Raw genomic sequence first — 5,361 nt, forward strand, 5'->3', positions numbered from 1 at the left:
CCCATCATGCGGTCGTCCGTCGCATTGGCGAACTCGGCCGCGTCAAGCACGCCGCGATCGAGTGCCGGCACGATATCGCCGGGCGCCATCTGGGTCGGCGACATCCCCATTTCTTCGAACAGCTCCACGGCCAATCCGGATGTCCTGAACTTCAACCCCTTGAGGTCGGCAACGGTATTGACGGGATTTCTGAACCAGCCGAGCGGCTCCACGGGAACGGGGCCATGAAGGATGCTGACGACATCCATGCGGGCTGCTGCAAGCAATTCTTCGTAGAGCGCAGCGCCTCCGCCGTATTCAATCCATCCCAGCATTTGGTTGGCTTCCATGGCGAAGCTGGGGCCCGCTCCGTACAAACCAAATGCAGCGTTTTTCCCGAACCAGAAACCCGGTACGCCATGTCCGGCATCAATGACACGCGTACTTACGCCGTCGATCACCTGCAGCGCCGGAATGACCGCACCGGAAGCAAGGACTTCGAATTTCAACCGTCCGCCCGACAATTTGTCCGTATGCCGGGCGAAGTCGGCGCAAAACTCATGGAATATTGATTTCTGGGGCCATGTGCTTTGCAGCTTAAGCTTTATGGGCGTCTGCGCCTTTGCAACCATGGGTGCGCCCACGATGCCGGCACTTGCGGCCAATCCCATTTTCACTGCAGTCCGACGGCCCTGATTCACGACTTTCATAACGACTCTCCTTGGAGGTGGTAACTGCTTGAGTCTTTGAAACAAAAGTGAAACGCTGGTTAGGCAAACTTCTCGTCTTGGAAAACAGTGATAAGCGTGTAGCGGCAGGTCAGATGAGCGGTGTCTTAACCACGCTCGTTCGACCACATCCAGCCACATTGCAAAGCCCAAACAGGATCCAAAGGGCTTTGATTTTTATTCGCATCCAGAGTAGCATGAGTTTCGTATTAGGAAACTCTATAACAAATTTGCGAGAATGACTATGAAAAAAATCGGAATCTTTGTTTACGAGGGCGTAGAGCCGATTGAGATGGCCATCTTCGGCACGTTTTCGATGGCAAAACGTGTCGTCGCGGACCTCGACATGTTTTTAGTCAGCCAGGACGGCGGCGATGTCATCCTCGCCAACGGCCTCGTGGTCAAGGCTCACCATAGCTTTTCAAGCTGCCCGCCTATCGACGCGCTCATCATCTGCGGCGGACCGGGATGGCCAAAGCAGGTGAATAACCCGGAAGCATTGCAATTCATCGAGGCACACCGTGAAACGCTCACCGCGTCCGTCTGTACCGGGGCAATGATCTTTGCCGCCACCGGCCTGCTGGATGGAAAGGTGGCGACAACCAAGGCCAGCTACGCCGACGGGGAGGTGGATCCCTTCGAGGTTTTCCGGGGGCGTTTTCCGAAGGTTGAGCTGAGCCGTGCCGGGATTGTCGATTTGGGAAAACAGGTGACGGGAGGAGGCGTCAGCCTCTGCATCGACACGGCGCTGCATGTGCTGGCAAAACTGTACGATGAAGAAACGGCCGACAAGGTGGCCAGGGTAATCTGCTATGACGTGGCAAGAGCGGCGAATATGCGGGAGCGAGGGATTCAGGTGGCGGCGGCCTGAAGGCCCATGCGGGCGCCCGTCAACCGGCTTGCCCGCTGGGTCATGGATCGACTCATGGTCGACTCATGCGCCTTCGAGGTAGCGCCCCTTGTCTGCCACCTCGGCCCATTCCTCTGCATCGGCAGGGACGGCGCCTTTGACGGTAATTTTCGGCCACTGGCCTGCCAGGCGCCTGTTCAGTTCCGCATAACCGGCTAGCGCCGGCGGCAAGCCGGCCCGGGAAACGATGGCGGCCACCGGGCAAACCATCTCGCAGAGCGCGCAATTGGCGCAATCGGAAGGATTGATGACGACGGCATTGGGGCCTTCATGGAATGCGTGGGTAGGGCACACTTCCACGCAATCCATGAACTTGCACTTGATGCATGCGTCAGTGACGACATAAGGCATTCAGTCCTCCGTGCCGGGTGCTAACGCGCTTTAGAAGCCTGCATCAACGTCGAAGAAAACGTTGGGCTTGCGGTAGATCGCCAGGATAATGCAACCTTCATCCGACCTGGTTTCGTGGAGAGAGCCGGGTTTGCGCCAGGTGAACTGGCCGGCACGGGCAATGCCGTCATGATCGTAGAAAGATCCCTGCAAGACGAAGGATTGCTCGATTTCAGGGTGACGGTGAAAGGGAAGAACAGTCCCTGGTTCCCACTTGAGCAGGCAGGTCAGTTCGCCGTTGGCTGCATCTTCGTACAAGGGTTTGATCTGGATGCCCTTGAATTTGGTTGGCTTCCACTCGAGCTGCTCGGGATCGACATAGGTGGATCCGTTGACTGTGGGCTCCAGCTTCCCGGAAAGCCTTTTTTCCATGGTGGTGCTCATAAATTTCTCCTGATTTCTGGACGTATTTGCGGCAGGATTGTCTGCAGGCCGAAACCAGATTGCAGAGCCGGATTTCACGCTGCGCTTCTGGAATGCAGCCTAGAATAGCACAGGTATCTTAATATGCAACTAATCCATAAAAAGTTTCATTAAGGTTGACGTGGATCACATTAATTAAGAGAAATGAAACTTTTCCCGGGATTTGAATGACAGGGGCAAACGTTCCGCCTCAAGCGGGGTGAGAAAATACGACGGCAAGTTTCTTTGTCTGGTTGACGGTACGAGGACATCTCGGATTTCGCTTCTCAAGGGGCAATGGGGACGTACCGAACATAAATAATGCGGAGAATATGACGGACACAAAATTATCTGAATCACCGGCCCAGCTATCTGAAGTCGAGCAACGATTAGGTCGTCGCATTCATGAACTGCGGAGTGCACGCGATTTCACGCTGGATGCGTTGGCAAAGGCAACCGGCTTCACAAAAGGGTATTTATCGAAGATCGAGAATTCCAAGGTGATTCCGCCGATCGGAACGCTAGTCAAACTGGCGGAGGTGCTGAAGATCGAACTCGGAGATTTGCTGGGCTCCGAATCGTCGGTGGAACGCAATGACGGTATTTGCATCGTGCGTTCCTGGGAACGGGAGCCGGTGCTTCGTGGCGGAAGTTCCTTCGGCTACGACTATGTCTCGCTCGCGCAGAAAAAGCGGCATAAGCACATGGATCCCTTCATCATGGTCTTTCCGTCGAACATAGATAAGGATGTTCGTTTCGAGCACGACGGGGAGGAATTTCTCTTTGTTCTGGACGGTGAAATCGAGTTCGGCTTCGTCGTGGAAGGCAAGGAACGGCTTTGGGTACTTTCACCCGGCGACAGTGTCTACTTCGATTCACGGATTCCGCATCGAGGCAGATCATTGAAAGGCGAGTCGCGTGCCCTGGTGGTGATTTACCGCACCCCTGAAATTAGTCGACAGCAGTCGTAGTGCAGGACGCCGGTATGCCGACATCCGGCATAGGCTGCGGCTCATCAAGAATGATTCGCTTCCAGGCAATTCGATTCCGGGAGACGATCCGCATCCAAGTTGATGGTAGGCAAAATTTTGCGTAGTATCGGTCGCACCGCAACCACTTCACTGATTTCCCGATGCTTCGAAATTCCTTATTCTCCAAACGATCATTTCTGTGCGCCGTTACCACCACTGCATCGGTAGTCCTGGGCGGGTGCGCATTCGTGCTCGACCTTCAAGGCACTCCGCGCAAGGAGACCGTGTACGCGGTAACCGCGACCAATAAACTGATCAGTTTCAACGCCGGCCAGCCGGGAAAAATTCTGTCGCAGAAAACGTTGAGCGGATTGCAGGAGAAAGAGACCCTGCTCGGCATCGATTACCGCATTGCGAAGGGCTGGCTCTATGCAGTCGGTACCAGCGGACGTCTGTATCGGGTGGATACCGGCAGCGGCGCCGTGCAGATGATCGGAAGCGGCGCAATCGCGATTGCCCCGTCCGGTACCGAGTTCGGGGTCGATTTTAATCCGACGGTCGACCGCATCCGCTTCGTCAGCAACACCGGCCAGAATATGCGCCTGCATCCGGATACGGCAGCGATTGTAGACGGCGATCCCAACACAACCGGGTTGCAGGCGGACGGCAAGCTTGCCTACGCCAGTGGGGATGTTCACGCCGGCCAGACTCCCGCCGTCGTCGCCGCTGCTTATACGTACAACAAGGACGACGATAACGTTACAACGAATTTTGTCATTGATGCCGTGCACGGCACGTTGGCGACACAAGGAACCCGCGAAGGGAAAACGCCCGCCGTATCGCCGAATACCGGCCGGCTTTTCACGGTAGGCGCTCTGGCGATCGGCAAGTTTGAGCGGGTCTCGTTCGATATTGCCGATCTGTCCGGCGCGGCCTTCATCGCCGCGGGCAAGGCGGGTGAAACAGCTTCATCCTGGTATGAGGTCGACCTCGGCAGCGGCAAGGCAAAACGCCTTGGAACGATTGGCATTCCCGAGCCGGTAGTTGGTATTGCAGTTGCACCGTGACGTGACAGGAAGAATCGACAGGTAAGTCACAGGCTACGACCGTCATCTGACGGTCGTGGTCTTGATCGCGAGCCTGGATAGGCTGGAAGTGCTCAGGATCGAGGGATGTCCGACTTCGTGTGGCAAGTTCCGTCTTCGCATCCTTGCACCTGGGGCGTTTGGATCGGATTCTTGTCACTCGTCGACCGCGCCGGCGCCTGCTCCATGAGCAACGCCCCGATCTCCGCACCGACCAGCAAGTCATCCACCTGTCCGAGGTGCTGGTGCCTGACCTTCCCGGCCTTATCGAACAACACCAGGCTGGGTGTTCCGCGCAACTGCAGCATTCTCATCGTCCGCGGTATGGATCCTTCCTCCGCCGGGCGATCGATCCCGATCGGCATGCGCATTCGATATTCACTTGCAAATGCGCGCAATGCTGCCGGCGTCATCACATCGTGATGCTCGAATACCGTATGAAGGCCGAGCACTGCCACGTCCTTGCCCGGGAACGCGCGTGCGATGCGTTCCGCCTGCGGAATGCCATACTGCACGCAGCCCGGACACAGCATCTGGAAGGCGTGCAGCACCACCACCCGGCCACGCAGGTCGCTCATGTGAATCGGGCCGGGCGTATTGATCCATTCGATGACATCCAGTTCGGGATACAGGGAAAAATCGTGCATGTTGTCCTCCAGTGTGGTTCGACGGATGCGAGGGCATGCGCCAGCGCATCCGTCAAAGCCGTATCAGTTGCTCAATGCGACTTTTGGAAAGTCGACCGGAACGTCGAACGCGACATTGACGTAGTTTGTGAACAGGTTCAACGCCACGTGCGCCATGATTTCGACGATCTGTTCGTCGGTGAATCCCGCTTCCCGTACCGCTGCGAAGTCCGCATCCGACAGGTTGGCGCGTTCATTGACCACCTTGAG

General features: G+C 56.4%; 8 protein-coding genes. 3 read left to right on the top strand and 5 right to left on the bottom strand.

Annotated elements, in window-relative coordinates:
- A partial coding sequence (locus V7080_RS23635) for a TRAP transporter substrate-binding protein (RefSeq protein WP_442947280.1) occupies positions 1 to 689 on the bottom strand: 689 nt, incomplete at its 3' end.
- Positions 690 to 951: 262 nt separating this feature from the next.
- Here V7080_RS23635 and V7080_RS23640 point away from each other — a divergent pair.
- Positions 952 to 1,578: a DJ-1/PfpI family protein gene (locus V7080_RS23640; protein WP_334190831.1), complete on the top strand. Its 627-nt coding sequence runs from the start codon at positions 952 to 954 to the stop codon at positions 1,576 to 1,578.
- Positions 1,579 to 1,641: 63 nt separating this feature from the next.
- On the opposite strand, the gene V7080_RS23645 is transcribed toward V7080_RS23640, so the two are convergent.
- Complete coding sequence (locus V7080_RS23645) at positions 1,642 to 1,968, bottom strand: ferredoxin family protein (protein ID WP_334190832.1); 327 nt, start codon at positions 1,966 to 1,968, stop codon at positions 1,642 to 1,644.
- A 30-nt stretch (positions 1,969 to 1,998) separates the two neighbouring features.
- The gene (locus tag V7080_RS23650; RefSeq protein WP_334190833.1) at positions 1,999 to 2,469 is read right to left on the bottom strand and encodes a cupin domain-containing protein; all 471 of its coding nucleotides are present in this window, start codon (positions 2,467 to 2,469) and stop codon (positions 1,999 to 2,001) included.
- Positions 2,470 to 2,741: 272 nt separating this feature from the next.
- Here V7080_RS23650 and V7080_RS23655 point away from each other — a divergent pair, with 272 nt between their 5' ends.
- Both V7080_RS23655 and V7080_RS23660 read left to right on the top strand, forming a co-directional pair.
- Positions 2,742 to 3,380 (top strand): helix-turn-helix domain-containing protein, encoded by a 639-nt coding sequence (locus V7080_RS23655; RefSeq protein ID WP_334190834.1) that lies wholly within the window; start codon positions 2,742 to 2,744, stop codon positions 3,378 to 3,380.
- 248 nt (positions 3,381 to 3,628) lie between these two features.
- Positions 3,629 to 4,447, top strand: coding sequence for a DUF4394 domain-containing protein (locus V7080_RS23660; protein WP_334190835.1), 819 nt, complete (start codon positions 3,629 to 3,631; stop codon positions 4,445 to 4,447).
- A gap of 92 nt (positions 4,448 to 4,539) precedes the next feature.
- On the opposite strand, the gene V7080_RS23665 is transcribed toward V7080_RS23660, so the two are convergent.
- On the bottom strand, positions 4,540 to 5,112 hold the full coding sequence (locus V7080_RS23665; protein WP_334190836.1) for a peroxiredoxin family protein: 573 nt from the start codon (positions 5,110 to 5,112) through the stop codon (positions 4,540 to 4,542).
- Positions 5,113 to 5,175: 63 nt separating this feature from the next.
- A partial coding sequence (locus tag V7080_RS23670; RefSeq protein ID WP_442947281.1) for a carboxymuconolactone decarboxylase family protein occupies positions 5,176 to 5,361 on the bottom strand: 186 nt, incomplete at its 5' end.

The sequence above is a fragment of the Noviherbaspirillum sp. genome (assembly GCF_036846085.1).
In the GTDB taxonomy this organism is placed as follows: domain Bacteria; phylum Pseudomonadota; class Gammaproteobacteria; order Burkholderiales; family Burkholderiaceae_D; genus Noviherbaspirillum.

Bases quoted from the DNA above. Each gene is read 5' to 3' on its own strand.
- V7080_RS23640 (WP_334190831.1), top strand. From the start codon at position 952: ATGAAAAAAATCGGAATCTTTGTTTACGAGGGCGTAGAGCCGATTGAG.
- V7080_RS23645 (WP_334190832.1), bottom strand. From the start codon at position 1,968: ATGCCTTATGTCGTCACTGACGCATGCATCAAGTGCAAGTTCATGGAT.
- V7080_RS23655 (WP_334190834.1), top strand. From the start codon at position 2,742: ATGACGGACACAAAATTATCTGAATCACCGGCCCAGCTATCTGAAGTC.
- V7080_RS23665 (WP_334190836.1), bottom strand. From the start codon at position 5,112: ATGCACGATTTTTCCCTGTATCCCGAACTGGATGTCATCGAATGGATC.